This window comes from Corynebacterium auris (genome assembly GCF_030408575.1).
Taxonomy (GTDB): Bacteria; Actinomycetota; Actinomycetes; order Mycobacteriales; family Mycobacteriaceae; genus Corynebacterium; species Corynebacterium auris.
This window is the reverse complement of record NZ_CP047047.1, coordinates 475,715-496,442: the sequence shown is the minus strand read 5'-3', so window position 1 is coordinate 496,442 and position 20,728 is coordinate 475,715. Positions and strand designations below refer to the sequence as shown.

General features: G+C 67.4%; 19 protein-coding genes. 9 read left to right on the top strand and 10 right to left on the bottom strand.

Features of this window, described 5'->3' with window-relative positions; all coding sequences use genetic code 11:
• The first annotated feature begins 22 nt into the window (after positions 1 to 22).
• Both CAURIS_RS02480 and CAURIS_RS02475 read left to right on the top strand, forming a co-directional pair.
• Complete coding sequence (locus CAURIS_RS02480) at positions 23 to 1,822, top strand: ABC transporter permease (protein WP_290342654.1); 1,800 nt, start codon at positions 23 to 25, stop codon at positions 1,820 to 1,822.
• A complete protein-coding gene (locus tag CAURIS_RS02475) occupies positions 1,822 to 2,694 on the top strand; it encodes a glycerophosphodiester phosphodiesterase family protein (protein ID WP_290342653.1) in 873 nt (290 codons plus the stop codon). Before CAURIS_RS02480 ends, CAURIS_RS02475 begins: the two co-directional genes overlap by 1 nt.
• A gap of 44 nt (positions 2,695 to 2,738) precedes the next feature.
• Here the strand turns inward: CAURIS_RS02475 and CAURIS_RS02470 are convergent, their stop codons facing one another.
• On the bottom strand, positions 2,739 to 2,999 hold the full coding sequence (locus CAURIS_RS02470; protein WP_290342652.1) for an ArsR/SmtB family transcription factor: 261 nt from the start codon (positions 2,997 to 2,999) through the stop codon (positions 2,739 to 2,741).
• A gap of 228 nt (positions 3,000 to 3,227) precedes the next feature.
• Here CAURIS_RS02470 and CAURIS_RS02465 point away from each other — a divergent pair, with 228 nt between their 5' ends.
• Positions 3,228 to 5,168, top strand: a complete 1,941-nt coding sequence (locus tag CAURIS_RS02465) for a glycerophosphodiester phosphodiesterase family protein (RefSeq protein WP_290342651.1) — start codon at positions 3,228 to 3,230, stop codon at positions 5,166 to 5,168.
• Here CAURIS_RS02465 and CAURIS_RS02460 read toward each other — a convergent pair.
• The gene (locus tag CAURIS_RS02460; protein WP_290342649.1) at positions 5,165 to 5,500 is read right to left on the bottom strand and encodes a DUF3017 domain-containing protein; all 336 of its coding nucleotides are present in this window, start codon (positions 5,498 to 5,500) and stop codon (positions 5,165 to 5,167) included. The two genes, CAURIS_RS02465 and CAURIS_RS02460, sit on opposite strands and share 4 nt — an antisense overlap.
• The gene (locus tag CAURIS_RS02455; protein ID WP_290342647.1) at positions 5,493 to 6,341 is read right to left on the bottom strand and encodes a bifunctional methylenetetrahydrofolate dehydrogenase/methenyltetrahydrofolate cyclohydrolase; all 849 of its coding nucleotides are present in this window, start codon (positions 6,339 to 6,341) and stop codon (positions 5,493 to 5,495) included. The genes CAURIS_RS02460 and CAURIS_RS02455 overlap by 8 nt, the downstream gene beginning before the upstream one ends.
• 25 nt (positions 6,342 to 6,366) lie before the next feature.
• On the opposite strand from CAURIS_RS02455, the gene CAURIS_RS02450 reads away from it, so the two are divergent.
• Positions 6,367 to 6,837 (top strand): tRNA (cytidine(34)-2'-O)-methyltransferase, encoded by a 471-nt coding sequence (locus CAURIS_RS02450; protein WP_290342646.1) that lies wholly within the window; start codon positions 6,367 to 6,369, stop codon positions 6,835 to 6,837.
• 10 nt (positions 6,838 to 6,847) lie between these two features.
• Here the strand turns inward: CAURIS_RS02450 and CAURIS_RS02445 are convergent, their stop codons facing one another.
• The 3 genes from CAURIS_RS02445 to CAURIS_RS02435 form a co-directional block, all read right to left on the bottom strand.
• Entirely contained in the window at positions 6,848 to 8,149 is a 1,302-nt protein-coding gene (locus CAURIS_RS02445; RefSeq protein WP_290342644.1) for a PH domain-containing protein, read from the bottom strand.
• On the bottom strand, positions 8,149 to 8,631 hold the full coding sequence (locus CAURIS_RS02440) for a PH domain-containing protein (RefSeq protein WP_290342643.1): 483 nt from the start codon (positions 8,629 to 8,631) through the stop codon (positions 8,149 to 8,151). The genes CAURIS_RS02445 and CAURIS_RS02440 overlap by 1 nt, the downstream gene beginning before the upstream one ends.
• Positions 8,632 to 9,256: 625 nt before the next feature.
• Positions 9,257 to 12,385 carry an error-prone DNA polymerase gene (locus CAURIS_RS02435; protein ID WP_290342642.1) on the bottom strand — a complete coding sequence of 1,043 codons (3,129 nt, stop codon included), beginning with the start codon at positions 12,383 to 12,385 and terminating at the stop codon, positions 9,257 to 9,259.
• A gap of 144 nt (positions 12,386 to 12,529) precedes the next feature.
• Between CAURIS_RS02435 and CAURIS_RS02430 the strand changes: the two genes are divergently transcribed.
• From CAURIS_RS02430 to CAURIS_RS02415, 4 genes are read left to right on the top strand one after another with little or no spacing between them, the layout of a single operon-like run.
• Positions 12,530 to 13,420 carry a MetQ/NlpA family ABC transporter substrate-binding protein gene (locus CAURIS_RS02430; protein WP_290342641.1) on the top strand — a complete coding sequence of 297 codons (891 nt, stop codon included), beginning with the start codon at positions 12,530 to 12,532 and terminating at the stop codon, positions 13,418 to 13,420.
• Positions 13,421 to 13,447: 27 nt separating this feature from the next.
• Positions 13,448 to 14,338 (top strand): MetQ/NlpA family ABC transporter substrate-binding protein, encoded by an 891-nt coding sequence (locus CAURIS_RS02425; RefSeq protein ID WP_290342640.1) that lies wholly within the window; start codon positions 13,448 to 13,450, stop codon positions 14,336 to 14,338.
• 1 nt (position 14,339) lies between these two features.
• Entirely contained in the window at positions 14,340 to 15,368 is a 1,029-nt protein-coding gene (locus CAURIS_RS02420) for a methionine ABC transporter ATP-binding protein (RefSeq protein WP_290342639.1), read from the top strand.
• Positions 15,365 to 16,048: a methionine ABC transporter permease gene (locus CAURIS_RS02415; RefSeq protein WP_290342638.1), complete on the top strand. Its 684-nt coding sequence runs from the start codon at positions 15,365 to 15,367 to the stop codon at positions 16,046 to 16,048. The genes CAURIS_RS02420 and CAURIS_RS02415 overlap by 4 nt, the downstream gene beginning before the upstream one ends.
• A 4-nt stretch (positions 16,049 to 16,052) precedes the next feature.
• Here the strand turns inward: CAURIS_RS02415 and CAURIS_RS02410 are convergent, their stop codons facing one another.
• Entirely contained in the window at positions 16,053 to 16,967 is a 915-nt protein-coding gene (locus CAURIS_RS02410) for a sucrase ferredoxin (RefSeq protein ID WP_290342637.1), read from the bottom strand.
• A gap of 117 nt (positions 16,968 to 17,084) precedes the next feature.
• On the opposite strand from CAURIS_RS02410, the gene CAURIS_RS02405 reads away from it, so the two are divergent.
• Entirely contained in the window at positions 17,085 to 17,678 is a 594-nt protein-coding gene (locus CAURIS_RS02405; protein ID WP_290342636.1) for an AMIN-like domain-containing (lipo)protein, read from the top strand.
• A gap of 5 nt (positions 17,679 to 17,683) precedes the next feature.
• On the opposite strand, the gene CAURIS_RS02400 is transcribed toward CAURIS_RS02405, so the two are convergent.
• The 3 genes from CAURIS_RS02400 to CAURIS_RS02390 form a co-directional block, all read right to left on the bottom strand.
• Positions 17,684 to 19,228, bottom strand: a complete 1,545-nt coding sequence (locus tag CAURIS_RS02400; RefSeq protein WP_290342635.1) for a Y-family DNA polymerase — start codon at positions 19,226 to 19,228, stop codon at positions 17,684 to 17,686.
• Between the two features lies 1 nt (position 19,229).
• A complete protein-coding gene (gene imuA' / locus CAURIS_RS02395) occupies positions 19,230 to 19,961 on the bottom strand; it encodes a DnaE2-dependent mutagenesis accessory factor ImuA' (protein WP_290342634.1) in 732 nt (243 codons plus the stop codon).
• A gap of 99 nt (positions 19,962 to 20,060) precedes the next feature.
• Positions 20,061 to 20,708, bottom strand: coding sequence for a LuxR C-terminal-related transcriptional regulator (locus tag CAURIS_RS02390; RefSeq protein WP_290343282.1), 648 nt, complete (start codon positions 20,706 to 20,708; stop codon positions 20,061 to 20,063).
• Between the last annotated feature and the right edge of the window lie 20 nt (positions 20,709 to 20,728).

Here is a 20,728-nt window from a genome sequence, read left to right as displayed (position 1 = left end):
ACAGAAGAAAGACATCCAATCGATGTTCAGGTCGCCCCTGAACATCATTGTGATGATCATCGTGGCGTGGTTTATCCTCGCCTTCCTCATCGTCCCGTTGGTCACCCTCCTGCTGACGGTGTTCCGACCCGGCGGCGAGTGGTCCTTCAGCGTCTTCCCGCGGCTGTTCTCCTCCGAACGCGCCATGATGTCGCTGCGAAACTCGTTCCTGCTCGCCGTTGTGCTCTCGTTCACCGTGAACATCGTCGGTGTCTTCATCGTTCTGGTGACGCGCTACTTCGACATCAAGGGCGCCCGAATCCTCTACCTGGGCTTCGCCACCACCCTGTTGTACGGCGGCGTGGTCCTCGTGTCGGGCTACAACCTCATCTACGGTCCGAACGGCTTTATCACCTCCCTGCTCTCGAACTACTTCCCCGACATGAACAGGGAATGGTTCACTGGCATGCTCGCCGTGGTCCTCGTCATGACGTTCTCCACGACGGGTAACCACCTGCTGTTCATGACCAACGCGATCTCCAAGATCGACTACCAAACCATCGAGGCAGCAAAGCAGATGGGCGCCAGCACGTGGGGCGTGATCTCCCGGATCGTCCTTCCCGTGATGAAGCCGATCTTCTTCTCCATCACCGTGCTGACCTTCCTCACGGGTCTCAGCGCCATGTCTGCACCGCTGATTCTCGGCGGCGACACCTTCCAGACGATCTCGCCGATGATCCTGACGTTCGCGAACACCGTCTCCTCGCGCGACCTCGCGGCTGCGCTGGCGATGTTCCTCGGTATTGCCACCATCCTGCTTCTGGTGATCCTGAACCGCCTGGAAGCAGGCGGCACCTACTTCTCGGTGGCAAAGGTCCCCTCGCCTCTGCCGAAGCAGAAGATCGAGAACCCGGTTGCGAATGTGCTCGTTCACTTCTTCGCCTACGTGCTGTTTGTGATCTACGCAATTCCGCCGGTGCTGATCACCATCTTCTCCTTCACGGATGCGCAGACCATCTCTACCGGCCAGCTGACGCTCGATTCGTTCACCCTGGACAACTACCTGCTGATCGTCACGGACGCGGCCGCCCTGCGCCCGTTCCTCATCTCGATCATCTACTCCGCCGTCGCCTCCGCGATCGTCGTGTTCTTCCTCCTCTTCGTGGCGCGCATCGTCCAGAGGCACAAGAACTGGATCGCGGTGGCCTTCGAGTACCTGCTCCACATCCCGTGGATCCTGCCGTCGACCCTCATCGCCCTCTCGCTCGTGCTCACCTTCAGCCAGAGCAACGTGCTTGTGGGTGGTCTGGTGCTGACGGGTACGACGATCATCCTGGCGATCGGCTACATCATCGAGAAGATCCCCTTCACCCTGCGCATGTTGAAGGCGAGCTTCATGGGTGTCCCCGACAGCCTGGAGGAGGCCGCGCAGATGCTCGGCGCGTCCTCGTTCCGTGTGTTCCGAACGATCCTGCTGCCGATTGTCTTCCCGGTCGCGATGGGCATTTTCGCCCTGAACTTCAACTCGCTGCTGGACAACTACGACATCGCAGTGTTCCTGTCGCACCCCTTCTACCAGCCGCTGGGTATCTTCATCCAGAGCGCGACAACCTCCGAGTCGATCAACGACACTACGGCGCTGACGTTCGTCTACACCGTTTTGCTCATGATCATCTCCGGCATCGTGCTCTACCTGGTGTACGGTCCCTCGATTTTCAAGGGCACCCGCCGGACCGCGAAGTCCTCCGCTTACTCCGAGATCCTGCGCCGTAAGCTGACCGAGGACGCGGATGACCTCAACCCCGCCGTCACCGCGAACATCGAAGGTGGTACTGGTAAGTAATGACCTTCGAACATTCCTCCATCGGCCTCCCCGAGTGCGCGGAAACCAACGCGATTCTCCTGGAACGGCTATCGAACCAGCCCTTCCTCATCGCCGCGCACCGCGGTCAGCCCGGCGGCACGATCGTCGAGAACACGACTGCGGCTGTCAACGCCTGCTTCAACCTGGGCGCGGATATCGCGGAGATTGATCTCATGCGTTCGGCAGACGGAGTGTTCTACCTCTACCACCCCGGTTACGAGAAGATGCACTTCGACCTCGACGTCGACATCAGGACGCTGCGGTCCGAAGAGATCGACAACCTCCAGTACGCGTGGTTCGTCCGCGCAAGCAACCGCCCTTGCACCCCGGTGCGGTTGTCGGAGGTTCTCGACAGCATCGGCGACGGCCTGCTCAACCTGGACAAGTCGTGGAAGTACGGGCACGAGATGCTCGACTTCTTGGCGCAGCACCGCGCCCACAAGAACTCGATCTTGAAGGGCCCGGCGCACGCCGAGACCCTCGAGCTCATGAGCTCCCACGACGAGAAGTTCATGTTCATGCCCATCGTCGAGACCGCCGAGGAGCTGGAGACAGCACTGGCGGCCGCCGACAGCGGCACGATCAACATGGTGGGCCTCGAGCTGCTTGCCGACGGCACCGATGCCACCCTGGCATCGGCGGAGACGCTACAGCGCATCCGTAGCAAGGGGCTCTACCTCTGGCTCAATGCCATCAACATCGCCGAGGGAACGCCGATGTACCTGGGCTGGGACGACGAGACATCCGTGCTCCAGGATCCGGACCTGGGATGGGGGCGGCTCGCCGAGGCCGGGGCTGATGTCATCCAGACAGACTTCACACCGGCTCTGGCTTCCTACCGGGCTTTGTAGATCCTCCGAAGAAGTGCCCCACCGCCTCTGGCGGTGGGGCACTTTTACGTCAGGTGGGCGTCGTCAAGCGGAAGCGAGCGCTTCAGCACCATGCGCGCGGACTCGGTGGCGGTGATTTCGCGCGTGCGCCCGCGTCGCGCGGATTCGATGAGTCCCGCCCGCTTCAGGATCTGGATGTGGCGGCACAGTACCGAGGAAGAGACCCCGAGAATTAAGCGCAGCTCCGTTTGTGTGCGCTTCCGCGAGCCGCACAGGCGCAGGATGTTCCACCGAACTCCGTCGGCGACAGCGGCCAGGATCCGCACGTGCGCCTCACCGTAGCGGTAACAGTTGATTCGGCCACCGGGCTCAAGGAAATCTCGCGGATTATTCACCACGGAATCACCCTAACTTTTGACCGCCGTCCGAGAAAGGCCATCACCGTTTCCCAATTCTCTGAATGAGATCTTCGTCCTGTTGCCCGGAGTGCCCTGCTCTTTATCGTCGCGGTAGGTCAGCTGAAAGGCAGTTGACACGAACAAGGGAGATTCCCTATGACGCGCTTACAACCCGGCGCTTATCGCACCCTAGCTCTGCTGCTTTCCCTAGGGCTTGCGCTCAGCCTGCTACCGCACGCCGAGGCCGAAGACGGTCCGCAGTGCCTGCCGTGGCGGGGCCAGTACGACCAGGTCGTCGACAAGCGGACGAACGCGAAGGTCATCACCGCGCAGCATCGCGGGGCGTTTAGCCACGACGTCCCGGAAAACTCAATCGAGGCATTCAAGCGCGGCTTTGCGCAATGTCGCCCGGCCATTGAAACCGACGTGCGCCTCACCTCCGATGGCGAGCTGGTTCTCTTCCACGACACCCACATCGGAAAAATGCTCGAACCGGAGTACAACCCGGAGACGAACGAGGGGCCCAACCCGCCGATCAACCAGGTCTCCTACGCGGACATCGCCTCCAAGCCACTCCTGAAACCCGACCGGACGACAACGCACCACGTCGTTCCCCGCCTAGACGACCTCATCGAGTTCATGGCGCACAATCGGAGCGACTCCCTCATTCACCTGGAGGTGAAGGACACCCCGGCGATCACCAAAGCGATCAGCATCTTGGCCAGCGCGGACAAAGAGTACCCTGATCAGCACTTTCTGCAGCGGTTCATCGTGAAAATGCCTATGTCGGAGTACCCCACCCCGCAGCAATGGCGCGACGCTGTTGACGCCGCAGGAGCCGCTGGCCCAATCATGGCTATGCCCGTCATCGCCCCGTGGAACGCCGCGAAGATCGACTCGGGGCCTGAGCTCCCGGATCCCGCCGAGCTGCACCTGCCCTCGAACGCCAGCCGCGCCGTCGCAGCGTGGGCCGCGGAGGATCCCCAGTGGGCTCCGTTCGTGGAAGTGGTCATCAAGGACTCGCACGAATTCACGCAGAAGGTGCACAACCCGACGAGCAACTTCGGCGCCTTCGACTCTCCCGCTTCGCTTGCCCTAGACAACGCGGAGCCCGGCACCGTGGCAGAATTCGTATCGCTCGTCCACTTCTACGAGAAAAAGCTTGGCGCATTCGTTCCCGTGCCCACCTTCGTGATGTACACCGATGGGCCCACGGCAGGCTTCACCGTCCCGAACAAGTACGGCGATAGGCGCCCCATCCCTGCCACCGACGCCTTTTACAACGCCGATTCCAGCTGCTGCTACCTACTCAACGACCGGCGCAAAGCCTCCCGGTACGCACGGGAAGAACACGACTGGAGAGACAACCTGGATTGGCTGCGCTCCATCGGAGCGAACGTGCTTACCTCCGACGACCCCGACACCATCGATATCTACGCAAGCCTCAAGGGTTACCTGAACACTACGGCGCAGCCGGACCCCGCCACTCCCCCTGCAGGATTGAACTCCAGCCTGTACACGCGCATGCGGGGAAGCGCCGTGGCGGACTACGATTACGTGACCATCAAGGGGTGGAACGGCGGCGCCTCCGGAGCGTGGGGCGGCCAGGTGTGTCTCTTCACTGACCCCGGGTTCTACCTGTGGACGGTGGCCTGCCAGTACGAAAACCCCGCGTTCAGCAACGAACTGGAAATACGGACGACCGGCGACGGCCACATGCAGATCCGTGACGTCACCTCGGGCCAGTGCCTCTACTCCGACCCGCAGCGCGACTGGGCGATTTTGTGGAGCCACGACTGTACCTCGACGCGCGCAAAGTGGACGCGCACCCCTGACCACCGCTTCGAAGATGTAGACGGACGGCAGATCAACTTCGAATGGGACGACAGGTATGCCTACGGCTACCCCTTCGCCTACAACTACCTAACGCGCGGCGACACGTCGCCGTGGTCGATCTGGAAACTGGAGCGAGCGGAGGGCTCCACCGATCCGAAGCCGCCACATGAGGCACCCAGCGCGATGGAAAAACCGCGCGCCCCGGAAAGCGGCCACCGGCCAGGGCCCGACGAACCCCGCCACCCAGAGGACACGCGCTAACTCCCCAGCGCGTCCACCGAGCCCGCGAGGAACATCATCGCGGCCCCCAGGCCGGCGCAGAACAGGGCGTCGAAGCGCCGGGAGCGCACGGCGAGAAGGCCGATCAGCCGCGAGTCACAGGCGTAGCGCACGAGCGCCAGCCAGAGCATCGCCGCCCCGAGGGTGAAGGTGGCGCGGCGCCAGTGCTCGGTGAGCGCGAAGAGGCAGGAGGCGACGAAGCCGATAACAAATAACCCGGCCATCACCCGCTGCGCCCACAGGGGCAGCGGGGAGGGCGGGTTCTCGGCGTCGTGGGGGTTGTCAACGGATAGGCCCCCGGGGGCGTTAGACAAGCTGCTCGGCACGCTCCACGATGTTGCGGACCAGGAAGGTGCGGGTCATCGGGCCCACCCCGCCCGGGTTCGGGGAGACCCAGGCGGCCTTGTCCCACACCTCGGGGTGGACGTCGCCGACGGTTTTGCCGTCGACGCGCGAAACGCCCACGTCGAGAACCGCCGCGCCCTCTTTGACCATATCGGCGGTGAGCATGTGGGGTTTGCCGGCGGCGGCGATGATGACGTCGGCCCGGCGCGTCTCCGCCGCCAGGTCCTTCGTCCCGGTGTGGCACAGCACGGCGGTGGCGTTAATCGAGCGGGCGGTGAGCATGAGCGAAAGTGGGCGACCCACAGTCACGCCGCGGCCGATGACGCAGACGATGGCGCCATCGAGCTCCACGCCGAAGCGCTCGAGCAGCATGAGTGAACCGTTCGGGGTGCACGGCAGCGGAGCGGGCTCGTTGAGCACCAGCTTACCCAGGTTGACCGGGTGGAGCCCGTCGGCGTCCTTGGCCGGGTCGATGAGGCCGAGCACGCGGTTTTCGTCGAGGTGCTCCGGCAGCGGCAGCTGGACGATGTAGCCGGTGACGGCCGGGTCGTTATTCAGGGCGTCGATAAGCTCCTCGAGCTCTTCCTGCGTGGTGTCTTCGGGCAGCTCCTTCCTGATGGAGGCGATGCCGAGCTCCTCGCAATCCCGGTGCTTCATGCGCACGTAGTTCTGGCTCGCGGGATTCTCGCCGACGAGCACCGTGGCCAGGCCCGGGGTCACCCCCTTCTCCTGCAGCGCCGCGACGCGCTTTTTCAGGTCCGCGAAAATCTCCTCGCGGTAGAGCTTGCCGTCCAGTTTCTTCGCACTCACGACCCCCATCCTAGACTTGGAGCCCGTGTGCGCACTCCATGTCATCTTTGATAATCCCGTGATTCCGCCGAACACGGGCAACGCGATCCGCATGTGCGCGGGCACCGGGGCGACCCTCCACCTCGTCGAGCCCCTCGGCTTCGACTTGAGCGAAAAGCACCTGCGGCGCGCGGGCCTCGACTACCACGACCTCGCACACGTGGTCATCCACCCCGACCTCGACGCGTGCTTCGCCTCGCTTGACCGCGCCCGCGTCTTCGCCTTCACCACCCAGGCCACCACCTTCTACCACGACGTGGCCTACCGCGACGGCGACGCCCTCCTCTTCGGCACCGAGCCGACCGGGCTGCCCCGCGCGCACTCCCACCACCCGGGCGTCACCGAGCGAGTGCGGGTGCCCATGCTGCCGGGGCGCCGCTCCATGAACCTGTCCAACACCGCCGCCGTGGCCTGCTACGAGGCGTGGCGCCAGCTCGGCTTTCCGGGCGGCGTGTAGCCCCGCGGCCTCAGCCGGGAAGGGCGCGCCCGCGAAGCGTATCGACGACCCGCCGGGCCTCCCCCTCGTCCACATCGCGCGCCGTCGCCCGCACCGGCCCCGGCACGAGGTCGAGCTGCACGCTCGCCAGGCGCAGGGCGCGCTGCAGCGGGCCCTGTTTCAGCGTGAGTTCCTGGATGTGGGGGGCCTCCACCATCGCGTAGCGCCGCGAGATCCTGCCCGCGGTCACCACGACGACGTCCCGGCGCAGCGCCAGCGTCTGGCGCCCGAAGTCTATCGGGGAGACCCAGCGCGCCCGGCGCGGGGAACGCACGTCGACCTCTGCCTCGGCCGGGTCCAGGTCCGCGAGCTCCGGGGCGTTCAGCGGGCTCAGCGCGTCCACCACCGCGAGCGCCTGGTCCAGCGTGCCCACGGGCAGCAGCGTGAGCGTGCCCCCATCGCTTCCCACCTTGTAACCGGCCACGTTGACCTTGACCTGCCACCACCCGAGCGGGCGCCACAGCGGGGGCTGCGACAGTGAGACCGCGTGGATGCGGTTGAGGGGCACGACCTGGCGGCGTCGATTAGCGAGGCCATATGTAACGGTGAGAACCTCCGACTCCTCACCGCTTTGGACCGAATTGAACCGCCACGACTGGTCGATCATCTGCCACAGCGGGGGAATCGCACCGATGAGAACCACCACGGCGGCACCGGCGGTGAGGTCCGTGAGCAGCGGAATCGCGGCGATCAGCGCCGCAGCCAGCGTGCCTACCTGCAGCGTCGTGCCAATAATCGTGCGCCGAATCGGGACGGGCTCCACCAGGTAGTCAGTGGCCTCGCCGCCCGCCGTGGCCGCGTCCTCGCCCTCGCGGGCGACCGCGTGCATGATCTCCGCCCGGACCTTCTCGGCCTCCTGCTTGGGCAGGTAGGCAATTTCGAGCGCCGAGTCCCCGCCGCCGGCGGCTTCCACGCGAACCGCCGCCAAGCCGAAAATGCGCGCCGCCAGGGGCTCCACCACGTCGACGGCCTGGACCCTGTCGTAGCGCACCGTGCGCACGTGCGTGGTCAACAGCCCCCGCGTCATTCCCACTTCCTCCTTGCCGACGCCAAAGCCCATCTTCGCCCACCACAACTGGGACGCCGCGCCGAGGATGATCACCCCAACCACGAGGACCACCACCACGCGCACGATGATCGCTGTGCCCAAGTCCCCCTCGCGCGCCCAGTTGTACAGCGGCGTGAACCCGTTAACCAGCGCGACAACGAGCAGGGCGAACACAATCGTCCACCCCCTGATGATGGGAGTCAGCCGGTGAACTTTTCTGTCCATCACAGCCCGCTCATCCGCTCGCGCGCCTTCTCGGCCAGGCGGTCACGCAGCGCGTCGGCCTCCTCCGCCTCAATCCCCGGCAGCGCCGAAACTGACGTCGTCGACGCCGTATTGACCTCCAGCTTCTTCACGCCCACTGCGCGCTCCACCGGGCCCGAGGTCACATCGACGAACTGGATCCGCCCGTACGGCACCGCCGTCATCGACCGCCACAACCGGCCCCGTGCCAGCACGAGCTCATCATCCGTTTCCAGCCACCCCATCGCGCGCACCCGCAACGGGATAAGCACCGCCTGCACCAGCACGATCGCGAGCAGAACACCAAGCGGGATGAGCCACCACTTCCCCCAAATCAGGTACGCGACCACCAGCGCAGCGCCAATGATCACCGTCCACATCAGCAAAGTGACGTACTGGGGGACCACCAACTTCGGCGAAACGCGGTTCATCTCCTCGGCGGTCCTTGGCAGCGGGTGTGTCATGGCGGACAGTTTAACATTGGAGGCACATATGCACAGGCTGGGCGCTTGCTGCGTCGACCGGTGCGGGGGCTTTTGGGTTGTGCGTTCTGGTTTTGCGCTGCGGTCGGAGTTTGCGGTTCTGGTTCTTCGGTGGGGTCGACCCTGGTCGACCGCAACGCAGAGTCGGGGTTCGCGACCCTGGGGTTTCACGCGCTGGTTTTCGCTGCGGTCGACCAGCACCCACGCACAGTCGGGGTTTAGCGCCTCGTGGTCGACCCCAACGCACAGCCGGGGTTCGCGACCCTGGGGTTTCACGCGCTGGTTTTCGCTGCGGTCGACCAGGGTCCGAGCGAAGTCGGGGTTTGGCGCCTCGTGGTCGACCCCAACGCACAGCCGGGGTTCGCCACCTGGGGTTTCACGCGCTGGTTTTCGCTGCGGTCGACCAGGCCCCCCGCAAAGTCGGGGTTTAGCGCCTCGTGGTCGACCCCAACGCACAGCCGGGGTTCGCCACCTGGGGTTTCACGCGCTGGTTTTCGCTGCGGTCGACCAGCACCCACGCACAGTCGGGGTTTAGCGCCCCCCCCCTGGTCGACCCCAACGCAAGCCAACGCCACCTGAGCCGCCTGGCCCGCCAAGGCGCCGTGCCTCAGTGGAAGTCGCGCGACCCGCGCGAGAGCCACTCCCCCATGACCAGGGGCTCGAGTTTGTCAGCCACCACGGTGACCGCCCCGGTGGCGTTTTGCACTACCCCGCGCACGATGAGGGCTTTCGCCGTGCGCGCCACCACTTTCTGTCGTTTCCACAGCCCCGGCGAGACGAGGACGTTGATCAGGCCAGTCTCGTCTTCCATGCCGAAGAAGGTCACCCCGCCGGCGGTGCCGGGGCGCTGGCGGTGGGTGACCACGCCGGCGACGCGGGCGCGGGTGCCGTCCTCGACGGTGGGGAGGTCCTGGGCGGTGAGGATGCCGTCGTGAAGCAATGCCTCGCGCAGTAGCTCGATGGGCTGCCTGTCCGGGGTGACCCCCGTGGCTGCGATGTCGGCCGCCATGAGTTCGAAGGCGTTCATGCCGGGCAGGGCGGGGGCGGCGATGGCCGACAGGCCCGGCAGCATGCCCTCGCGCTCCGTCGCGGCGACGCCGGCCTGCCACAGGGCTTGGCGGCGTTCCACGCCGAAGCAGTCGAGCGCCCCGGCCCGGGCGAGCGCCGCGACCTGCTCCACCGACAGGTCCGCCCGGCGCGCCAGGTCCGGGATGCCCGTGAAAGGCTGCGCGGCCTCGACGCGCTCGGCAGCCTTGGCCCCCAGGCCGGTGACCAGGTTCAACCCCACGCGAATGGTCGCGTTGTCGCAGCAGCGCGCCTCGACGCCCGAGTCGTTGACGCTCACGGGCAGGGCAGTGATGCCGTGGCGGCGCGCGTCCTGGATGAGCGACTGCGGCGAGTAGAACCCCATCGGCTGGGCGCGCAGCAGGCCCACGCAAAATTGCGCCGGGTAGTAGCGCTTGAACCAGGCAGAGAAGTACACCAGCGAGGCGAAGGACTGCGCGTGCGACTCCGGGAAGCCGTAGGCGGCGAAGGCCACGATCTTCGCCCAGAGCTTGTCCGCGGTGGCCGCGTCGATCCGGTTGGTCTCCCAGCAGCCGTTGAAGAAGCGGGCCTTCAGCGCCGCCATCTTCTCCGGGGAGCGCTTCGCGCCCATCGCGCGGCGCAGCGCATCCGCCTCGCGCCCGCTAAAGCCCGCGGCGTCGACGGCGATCTGCATCAGCTGCTCCTGGAACAGCGGGATGCCCAGGGTTTTGCCCAGGGACTTCTCCAGCACCGGGTGGTCGTAGTCCACCGCCTCCCTCCCGTCGCGGCGGCGCAGGTAGGGGTGCACGGACCCGCCCTGGATCGGGCCGGGGCGGATGAGCGCGACCTCGACGACGAGGTCGAAGAAGCAGCGCGGCTTGAGGCGCGGCAGCGTGGACAGCTGCGCGCGCGACTCCACCTGGAACACGCCCACCGCGTCGGCGCGGCAGAGCATGTCGTAGACCTCGGCGTCGGCGAGGTCGAGCTCCCACAGGTTGACCTCGCGCCCGGTGGTATCGCGCACCAGGTCGATCATGTGGTGCAGCGCCTCCAGCATGCCCAGGCCGAGCAGGTCGAACTTGACCAGGCCAGCCGAGGCGCAGTCGTCCTTGTCCCACTGCACCACCGAGCGGTTTTCCATCCGCGCCCACTCCACCGGCACGACGTCGGCGATGGGGCGGTCGCAGATGACCATGCCGCCGGAGTGGATGCCCAGGTGGCGGGGCTGCCCCTTGAGCTGGTTCGCCAGCTCCGCCACGGCCTCGGGCGGGTCGGCGGTGCCCTTCGACCACGCGTCGGCCGCGCCTTGGGCGTAACCGAGGGCGCGCGCCGCGTCCCGGACCGCGCCCTTGGTGCGGTAGGTGATCACGTTGGCCACCTGCGCGGCGTTGTCGCGGCCGTAGGTGTCATAGACGTACTGGATCACCTCCTCGCGCCGGCCCGATTCGATGTCGAGGTCGATGTCCGGCGGGCCGTCGCGGTCCGGGGAGAGGAAGCGCTCGAAAAGCAGGCCGGCCGCGATCGGCTCGGCGTTGGTGATACCAAGCGCGAAGCACACCGCAGAGTTCGCCGCCGAGCCGCGCCCCTGGCAGAGGATGTTCTCCCGGCGGCAGAAGCCCACCAGGTCGTGGACGATGAGGAAGTAGCCGGGAAAGTTCAGCTCCGCGATGACACCCAGCTCGTAGTCGATCTGCGCCAGCGCCCGCTCGCGGATGTCCGCCGGGCGGGTGGCGTAGCGCACCTCGGCGGCGGCCAGGGTGATGGCGCGCAGCCAGCTCATCTCGTCGTGGCCGGCGGGCGTGGGAAAGCGCGGCAGCTCCGGGGCGACCAGGTTCAGGGTGAAGGCGCACTGTGCCGCGAGCTCGACCGACGCCGCCAGCTTGTCCTCGCAGCCCGGGCACAGCGCCAGCAGCTGCGCGCCCGAACGCAGCCAGTTCGCGCCCATCGGGTGCAGCTCGCCGTGGGCGGCATCGATTGCTTGGCGACGCCCCAGCGACCGCTTCGCCGCGGCCAGGCGCGCCTGGTCCCGGGTGGCGGCAGCGGGGGCAGCGGTGATGATGGCCGGGACGTGGGGGGAGGCGTCGAGAAGCGCGTGGTGGTCCGCGTCCTCCGGGGTGAGGGAGACCTCGTACTCCCTGACCACTCGGTCTAGTCCGAATAATTCGACCAAGTGAGCGATGTCGTCGGCCCAGCGCCACCCGGCCAGGACGGTGCAGGTGCCGTCCAGTTCGGCGGCGATGGACTCCAGCGGCGGGTAGGACACCCGCCCCTTCTCGCGCGTTGCCATGTGCGCCCGGGACATCAGCCGCGACAGCCGCCGGTAGCCCTCGGGCCCGCGGGCGAGGACGGGCAGGATGCGCTCGCCGAGAGTGAGCTCCGCGCCGAAGACGGCGTCAATCCCCGCGGCGGCCGCGGCCTCCGCAAACTTCACCGCGCCGTAGAAACCGTCCCTGTCCAGCACCGCAAGGGCGCCAATGCCGAGGTGCAGGGCGCGTTCTACGAGCCCTTCCGGCTCGCTCGCCCCGTCGAGGAAGCTGTAGGAGGACACGGCGTGCAGCTCGGCGAAGGGCGTGGCCACCTTGCGGGGCGCCGGTGGGGCGTCGACAAGCGAGCTCGCGTGATTGACGGGCAGGGGGACGGGCCCTGGCCTGCCGGAGAGGATGCGCTCCAGGCGCGACCACGACAGCACCTCTCCCCCGTTGAATCTCATGGCTCCATGCTACACGCAATCGCCACTACGTTCGAACGCGCCGGATGGGGCGAGTCCGCGCGGAATAGACTAAGCGGTATATCGGGTGATAAGTTGTCACACGTCAATAATTTCCGGCTACACACACTTTTAAGGAGTCCTCTCATGCGCTTCAACCGTGCTTTCGCCGCCGCTGCGGCGACGCTCGTCACCGCGGCGGGCCTGACCGCCTGCTCCGACGAGAACGCCGAGCAGGCCGACAACGCCGAGGGCGAGCCCACCGTCGTCCGCATCGGCACCACCGACGCTGACCAGCAGGCGTGGTCGGTCTTCTCCGACCTCGCCGCCGAAGAGGGCATCGAGCTCGACCTCGTCTCCTTCTCCGACTACAACCCGGTCAACGAGGCCCTCGCGCAGGGCGAGCTGGACGTGAACAAGTTCCAGCACATCAAGTACCTCTCCGAGTACAACGTCAACTCCGGCAACGACCTGCGCATCGTCGGCTCCACCGAGATCGTGCCGCTGGCGCTGTTCTGGAAGGACCACGACTCCCTCGACGGCATCGAGGGCGAAGAGGTGGCCATCCCGAACGACCCCTCCAACCAGGGCCGCGCCATCAACGTGCTCGCCCAGGCTGACCTGGTGACACTGAAGGAAGGCGTCCAGGACCCGCTGACCCCGACCCCAGCCGACATCGACGGCGAGAACTCCAAGGTCTCCGTCGTCCCGGTCGACGCCTCCCAGACCCCCTCGGCCTACAACGAGGGCCGCCCCGCCATCATCAACAACAGCTGGCTGGACCGCTCCGGCATCGACCCGCAGCTGGCCATCTTCCAGGACGACCCGAACTCCCCGGAGGCCGAGCCCTACATCAACGTCTTCGTCACCACCGCTGACCGCGTCGACGACGAAGTCCTGAACCGCCTCGCCGAGATCTGGCACGACCCGCAGGTCACCGAGGCCGTGGCCCAGGACTCCAAGGGCACCTCCGTTCCGGTCCAGCGCGACAAGGACGAGCTCAACGACATCCTGGAGCGCCTGGAGAACCAGAACTAGGCCCCGGAAGGACACCAAGGAACCGCCATGCGCCTATCCCATCTCGCCGCGGCGACCGCCGCTACCCTCGCGGCGACCAGCCTCGTCGCTTGCTCCGACGATTCCAACGACGCATCCGGCGGCAACGCCTCCGGCGACGCCGTTACCGTGACAATCGGCACGACCGACGCCGACCAAGAGGCGTGGTCGGTATTCGAGCAGAAAGCTGAGGAAAACGGCGTCACCCTCGATATCGTCCGCTTCACCGAATACCCGCCGGTCAACCCGGCGCTGGACGAGAACCAAATCGAGATCTCCAAGTTCCAGACGATCAACTACCAGGCCCAGTACAACGCCTCGTCCGGCAAGGATCTGCGCATCATCGGCTCCGGCGAAATCAACATCCTCGGCCTGTACTGGAAGGACCACGACTCTCTCGACGGCATCGAAGGCGAAGAGGTGGCCATCCCAAACGATCCCTCCAACCAGGGCCGCGCCATCAACGTGCTGGTGCAGGCCGGGCTGGTTTCCCTCCGGGAGAACGCGCCACGGCTCACCCCGACGCCGAACGACATCGACGAGGCCGCCTCCACGGTCAAGGTCGTCGCGGTTGACGCCTCCCAGACTCCTTCCGCCTACAACGAAGGTCGCCCCGCCGTCATCAACAACAACTGGCTCGGCCGTGCTGGCATCGACCCGGCTTCGTCGGTCGCCGCCGACGACCCGAACTCCGAGCTCGCGGAGCCCTACATCAATGTTTTCACCGTACGAGCCGAAGACGTTGACAACGAAACCTACGCCAAGCTTGTCGACGCCTGGCAGTCCGACGAGGTCACCGAGGCTCTCGACCGCGACTCAAACGGTACCGCCGTCCAGGTGAAGCGCTCCAAGGAGGAGCTCAACGAGATCCTCGATCGACTCGTGGAGGAGTACAGCTAACGTGTCCACAACTGGTACCCGGGTGGAACTCCGGGACGTATCCAAGGTTTTCACCGCCGGCGACCGCACCGTCACCGCAGTCGACGGCGTCACCCTCACCGTCGAACCCGGGGAGATCCTCGGCGTGATCGGCTACTCGGGCGCCGGTAAGTCGACGCTCGTGCGCCTCATCAACGGCCTCGACATGCCCACCGGCGGGGAGCTTCTTCTCGACGGCACCGACGTCGTCGGCATGAGCGAAAAGAAGCTGCGCGCCATCCGCCGCAACGTGGGCATGATCTTCCAGCAGTTCAACCTGCTGCAATCGCGCACCGCGGCGGGCAACATCGCCTACCCGCTGGAGCTGGCCGGCATGAGCAAGGCGCAGCGCAAGGAACGCGTCGCGGAGCTGCTCGACTTCGTCGGCCTCAGCGACCGCGGCGGCAACTACCCGGAGCAGCTCTCCGGCGGCCAGAAGCAGCGCGTGGGCATCGCGCGTGCGCTTGCGACCAACCCCTCGCTTCTGCTTGCCGACGAAGCCACTTCCGCCCTCGACCCGGAAACCACCCAGGAGGTGCTGGCCGTGCTGCGGCGCGCCAACACGGAACTGGGGGTGACCATCATTGTGATCACCCACGAGATGGAGGTCATCCGCTCCATCGCCGACAAGGTCGCGGTGATGGAAGACGGCAAGGTGGTCGAGTACGGCTCGACCTACGAGGTGTTTTCCTCCCCGCAGGCGGCGGTGACCCGGCGCTTCGTGGCCACCAGCCTGCGCGATACCCCCGACGCGGTCGAGGTCGCCGCCCTGCTGGACGCCCCGGGGCGCCTGTTTACGGTCAGCCTGACGGAGGAGTCCGGTTTCTTCGGCGCCGCCGCCCGCGCGCGGGACAAAGGGGTGTCGGTGCAGCCGGTCCACGCGGGCATCACCACGCTGCAGCACCACTCCTTCGGCAAGATGACGGTGCGCCTCAACGGCAGCGACGCCGCTATCAACGAGTTCCTCTCCACCCTCCAGAGCACCACCGACATTGAGGAGATCACCCGATGAACCAGTTCGTCCTCGCTGCCGGGCCGGACTGGGACCGGCTCGGACCGCTTTTCGTCGAGGCCATCGGCGACACCCTCGTGATGGTGAGCATCACCATGGTCGTCGGCGGCCTCTTCGGCCTCATCCTCGGCCTGCTGCTCTACACCACGCGGCCCAGCGGGATCCTGAAGAACGCCCCGATCTACTGGATCATCAACATCCTGGTCAACTTCTTCCGCCCGATCCCCTTCATCATCATGATCGCGATGCTCTACCCCATCACCCTGAACGTGGTGGGGACGACGATCGGGCGCGAGGCCGCCACCTTCGTCATGTGCGTCGCGGCCACCTTCACCGTGGCCCGCATCGTCGAACAGAACCTCGTGGCCATCGACCCGGGCGTTATCGAGGCGGCCCGCTCGATGGGCGCCGGCCCCTGGCACATCATCCGCACGGTGATCCTGCCCGAGGCCCTCGGCCCCCTCATCCTCGGCTACACCTTCATCTTCATCGCCGTGATCGACATGTCCGCCATGGCCGGCTACATCGGCGGCGGCGGTATCGGTGACTTCGCCATCGTGTACGGCTACCGCCAGTTCCAGCCCTCGGTCACCTTCGCCGCGGTCATCGTCATCGTGGTCATCGTGCAGCTGGCCCAGTTCCTGGGCAACTGGCTGTCGAAGAAGGTCATGCGCCGCTAGCACCTCACGACGCGCGGGGCGCAACCTCCTCCGCAGCCCAGTACGCCCCGTCCTTCGGGGCGTCGCCGCAGGAGGAGATGATCCCCGACGCCTCGTGGCGCCGCAGCCGCACCTCGTACTCGGCGCCGGAGGTGGTGTCCGCCACCGTGACGGCGGCCTCCTCCTCCCCCTTTTCCTCCGCCGCGATGCGCAGCTGGCCGTACATCACCCGCTGCCCCGCCTCCGCGAGGTGGGCGGCCACCGCGATCTCCGCGGCCTGGCCCACCGGCGAGTAAATACCCCGCCCGCGGTTGCCGGGGACGAAAAACAGCCCGCGCATAGCCTCGGCGAGCATGGATACGGTCGCCTCGAGGTTCATCCGCCCGAAGCTGTAGCCCCAGGGCATGAGCAGAAGCGTCGCGGCGAAGCGGTGGCCCTTCATGTGGGACGTCTCCCACACCACGTCGCGGCCCTCCTTGAAGGGGTAACGGCGCTCGATCTCGTTGACGAGCGGCCGGCCCTTGATCGCGCAGCAGCGATCGCGCTTGGCGTGGGTGCACACCAGCACGAGGGGGGCCAGGCGCGCCATCGCGTCGTTGCGGCCCGGCCCAGACAGGTCGAGGTCGAGGATCGCCTCGGGCCCGTCGACATGCTTGACCTCTGTCAGCCCAATATCGCTGAAGACGATGTAGAGGTGGTGGTCACTAATCTTCCGCCCCTCGCGCGTAGGGTGGCGGATCAGCTGCAGCGATGCGCCCCACTTCGCCATGTGCTCCTTGAGTTTGGCGGTGAGCTCGGGGCCGAAGGTGTCCCCGTCGAGGATGTCGTGGCTCCAGCGGCCGGGCCACTCGAACAGGACGTAGACCACCCCCTTCTTCGCGGTTCCGGGCAGAGGTTCGACCTCGTTGTCCGAGCAGAGAATGTCCACCGTGTCGTTCATGCACCCCACTGTAGTGACTTTAGGTAACCCTAACCGCAACCCCGGCCATTCGGGGGATCGGATCTTTTTGCCGCCGGGCATTTCCCATCCACCCCCGTGTTCACTACCATAATGCTCATGAATTTTAAGGCAGGGTTCGTGGGCGCCGTGACCGCGGTCGCGGCGTCCGTTGCGGGCTGCGCGGCCCCGGCGCCCGGCGACCCGAACTCGGAGGAGCGAGTCGCGTCCCTGCCAACCACCACCCCAGCCGCGGCCACCTCCACCGAGCTCGCCCCGCTGGGCACGCCGGACGCCTCGCCGAAGACCATGCGCCCCGAGGAACCAGCCGAGCTCGCCGTCACGGGTGTGCGCGTGGGCAGCCACAAGGCCTTCGACCGCGTCGTGGTCGACCTCGCGGGCTCCGGCACCCCGGGCTGGTACGTGGACTACGTGTCCTCCCCCATGCAGGAAGCGACGGGGCAGCCGCTCAATGTGGTCGGCTCCGCCTTTTTGAACATCTACATCGACGGCACGATCTACCCCTTCGAACTGGGCCTGGGGCAGGTCCCGGTCGACCCGTCGGGCGGGTCGAGCAACATCGTCGACGTGCTCAACGTGGGCACCTCGGAGGGGCGCAGCCAGGTCGTGGTGGGCCTGCGCTCGGAAAAGCCCTTCTCCGTGCAGGTCCTGGGCAACCCCACCCGGCTCGTCGTCGACGTGCTCAAGTCCTAAACCCGCTAACCGTACACCGCCTCCACGCGCCACCTCTGGCGCGTCCACACCAGAAGCCAGGCGTGCACCTTTTCGCCTTTTTCTTGCTTGCCGACGACCTGCAACCGCGCCACCTTATTCGGCCGCGCACCCCACCAGCCCTCGTCCACCGGCCACGGGCCCGCCCAGCCCGTCACGACGTAGCGCTCCTTGCCCCACGCCATCGCGTAGGGTGCCGCGGTGAGCAGCGCTTCGGCGGTGACCCCGACGCGGCGCGCTGAGGCGTCGATAAGCGTGACGGCGGAAGCGGGGTGGTCGATACCGCCGCCGAGCCGGGCGGGCAGCGGCGGCGGGATTGCCCCGGGCCAGGAATGCTGCTTCGTGTCCGGGGGTTTTTCGCCGAAGGGGACGAGTGCCACGCGCTCGGCCACCCCGCGCCCGCCGACGTAGACGGGCTGGACAACGGCGTCGATGCCGAGCTGCGACTGGACCCGCTCGACCACCCGGCGCGCGGCGTCCGTGCTGGTCCCGTCCGCCCAGAGCTCCGCCACGGTATCGGGCTGCGCCAGCTCGAGCGGCTCGAGGATGAGTGAGGTGATCGCGCCCGCGCCGCCGCCGGTGAGCCAGCCGTCGAGCTGCCAGCGCACCCGGTCCGCCGTGGCGGATTCGCTGAGCGCCTCGCGGGTGCGCCAGACGCGCTCGACCCTCTCGCCCGTCTCCAGCTCCGCGGTGACCTTGAGGCGCAGGCAGTTGCAGCCGGCCGCCTTGAGCCGCTCGTGCAGTCCCGCCGCGAGGGCGCGGGCGGCGAAGGCGGCGGCGTCGACGCGCTCGATCGGCTCCTCCGGGGTGACCGCCACGGCGAGGTCCGCCGCCGGCAGCTCGGGGGCGACCCGGCGGTCGGGGGCGGCGCGGGCGATGCGGTGCAGGTGCATGCCGGGCGGCCCGAAGCGGGTGGTCATCGCCGTCGCGGGTACGTCCGCGAGCTCACCGAGGGTGGAAATGCCCAGCTGGCCGAGCTCCGTCACCGTCTGCGCGTCGGCGCCCAGCGCCGCCTCGGCGAGCAGGACGCGCAGGGGAAGCTCCGCGAGAAAGCGGGCGGAGGCACCGGGGGCAACGACGGCGGAGACCCGCGCGGCGATGACGGCGGTGGCGATCTCGTCGGCCACGCCCGCGAAGGCGTCGATACCGCGGCGGGAGGCGGCGTCGAGAAGCATCTCCGTGGCCACGTCCTCGCCGCCGTGGAAGCGGCCAGCAGCGGCGGCGTCCACCACGACGAGCCCGGGCCGCAGCACCTCGACGGACGAGGCGACCTCGTCGAAGCTTGAGGCCAGGGCGGCGAAGGTGCGCCCGTCTCGGTCCGGGTTGTCCTCCACGACGCTGAGCGCCGGGGCGAGCGCCTGGGCGTGGCGCAGCTTCATCCCGCGGCGCACGCCGCACTCGCGTGCGGCGGCCGAGCACGCCTTGACGCGGCGCTGTGCCACCACCGCGACGGGCTCGGCGAGCGCATCGTCCGCCTCGAGGCGCGCCGCCTGCACGGGCCAGTCCGGAAACCACACGGCGGCGACGCGCACGCTACTTCACCACCTTCAGCGCCGGGCGCGGCTGCGGGGCTGTGCCCAGGGTGATCACCCGCGACGCCGGGCGCGATCCCTTGGCCTGAGCCCGCACCCGGATGTCGATGCCCGTGATCCGCCCGCTCCCGTGCCCGACACCGTGCACGCCCGCGACTTCACCGACCACCTCGAGCGCCGGCGAGGGCACGCGCGTGCCCACCGCCACCAGCGCGGCGCGGCCCTGGCGCAGCCTGGCCAGAAGCGGCCGCGCCCGCACCGGGGACAGCTCGAGGCGCTGCGGGGTGTACACCACCACCAGGTCGAGCCCCTCCGCCAGCACGCCGGCCACTCCCAGGGGGTCGATGCCCGGCTCGGGCACCGCCACGACGCGCTCCAGGTGCTCCGGCAGCACCCCGGCGTAGGAGAGCTGTTCCCACCCGACTACGCCGCAAAAGCCCCCGGCGGCGGCGACCTGCTTGATCATCTCCACGACGAGGGCGGGGGTGTCGCTGACGTGGCTCACCGCGCCCCGCGGCAGGCCACCTCCCGGAAGAAGTGTTCGAAGCTCCTCCCCGACGGGGAGCACCTGAGCGGGCGCGGAAACCGGGGCGTCCGGCTCGCCGCCGAGGGCAGCCATGCGTGAGCGCAGCTCGGCGATCTGCTCAGCTCTGGTCGGCTGAGCAGGCTTTTTATCCGCCGCCGCCAGGGCCGCCGCGGCCCCCGACACGCTTCGAATGGGTGTTCTCCTCACGGGTTTTAGTATGCACCCGCGGGCAGGCACGGGCAACAGGCCAGATAGAACACGTTTTCTAATGCGTGCGTGGGCGCAGCTCTGCTGCTGGGGGCGGCGCTAATCCAGGTCGCGGTCCGCCGCCCAGCGCGTGAGCTGGTGACGGTTGGAGGTCTGCGTCTTGCGCAGGATGTTCGAGGCGTGAGTCTCCACCGTCTTGACGGAGATGAACAGCTGCTTTCCGATCTCCTTGTAGGTGTAGCCGCGCGCGAGCAGGCGCAGCACCTCCACCTCCCGGCGCGTCAGCGCGTCGACGGCGGGGTCCTCCACCTTGACCGGCTCCCCCTCCGGGTCGTCGACCACCCCGCCCGAGACGAAGGCGTCGAGCACGAAGCCTGCCAGCCGCGCCGAGAAGTAGGCGTCGCCGCCGTGGACCCGCTCGATGGCCTCCGCCAGCTCTTCACCGCCGATGTTCTTGGTCACGTACCCGCGCGCGCCCGCGCGGATCAGGGCGATGACGTCCTCGGCCGCGTCCGACACGGACAGGGCGAGGTAGCGCGGCCCGGGCACGGCGCCCCGGAGGACGGCGAGGCCGCCGCCGTCGGGCATGTGGACGTCGAGAAGCACCACGTCGGGGCGCGTCTCGTCGATGCCCGCGATGGCCTGGGCCACCGTGCCCGCCTCGCCGACGATGTCCACCTGGCCGGACAGCTCGGCGCGCACGCCCGCGCGGAAGACGGAGTGGTCGTCGACGAGGAATACTCTCAACATGCCCTCAGGATAGCCCG

Excerpts from the sequence above, each read along its gene's own strand:
- CAURIS_RS02480 (WP_290342654.1), top strand. The coding sequence starts at position 23 with ATGTTCAGGTCGCCCCTGAACATCATTGTGATGATCATCGTGGCGTGG.
- CAURIS_RS02475 (WP_290342653.1), top strand. The coding sequence starts at position 1,822 with ATGACCTTCGAACATTCCTCCATCGGCCTCCCCGAGTGCGCGGAAACC.
- CAURIS_RS02465 (WP_290342651.1), top strand. The coding sequence starts at position 3,228 with ATGACGCGCTTACAACCCGGCGCTTATCGCACCCTAGCTCTGCTGCTT.
- CAURIS_RS02445 (WP_290342644.1), bottom strand. The coding sequence starts at position 8,149 with ATGGACAGAAAAGTTCACCGGCTGACTCCCATCATCAGGGGGTGGACG.
- CAURIS_RS02440 (WP_290342643.1), bottom strand. The coding sequence starts at position 8,631 with ATGACACACCCGCTGCCAAGGACCGCCGAGGAGATGAACCGCGTTTCG.
- CAURIS_RS02435 (WP_290342642.1), bottom strand. The coding sequence starts at position 12,385 with ATGAGATTCAACGGGGGAGAGGTGCTGTCGTGGTCGCGCCTGGAGCGC.
- CAURIS_RS02430 (WP_290342641.1), top strand. The coding sequence starts at position 12,530 with ATGCGCTTCAACCGTGCTTTCGCCGCCGCTGCGGCGACGCTCGTCACC.
- CAURIS_RS02425 (WP_290342640.1), top strand. The coding sequence starts at position 13,448 with ATGCGCCTATCCCATCTCGCCGCGGCGACCGCCGCTACCCTCGCGGCG.
- CAURIS_RS02415 (WP_290342638.1), top strand. The coding sequence starts at position 15,365 with ATGAACCAGTTCGTCCTCGCTGCCGGGCCGGACTGGGACCGGCTCGGA.
- CAURIS_RS02410 (WP_290342637.1), bottom strand. The coding sequence starts at position 16,967 with ATGAACGACACGGTGGACATTCTCTGCTCGGACAACGAGGTCGAACCT.
- CAURIS_RS02405 (WP_290342636.1), top strand. The coding sequence starts at position 17,085 with ATGAATTTTAAGGCAGGGTTCGTGGGCGCCGTGACCGCGGTCGCGGCG.